Genomic DNA, 224 nt, shown 5'->3' on the forward strand with positions numbered 1-224 from the left:
GCGGCGATCGCATCTAACATTTCCCGAGCACTAGAGAAGCGATCGCGCGGATGAGACTTAATCGCCCGATCCAATATCCCCGCTAATGTGGGACTAATCGTAGGCGCATGAACTCGCCAAATTATCTCTCCCGTCTGCGGGTCCGTTTCCAATTCTTGCGGAATTTTCCCCGTGAGCAAATAAATCCCCGTTAATCCCAAACTATATAAATCGCTGGAATAAAC

At 49.1% G+C, this 224-nt stretch carries 1 pseudogene; it reads right to left on the reverse strand.

What is annotated here, in order from left to right:
* Positions 1-224, reverse strand: a pseudogene (locus AC0QH1_RS06015) (protein kinase domain-containing protein); the annotation flags it as partial.

It is taken from the genome of Phormidium sp. CCY1219 (genome assembly GCF_055795085.1).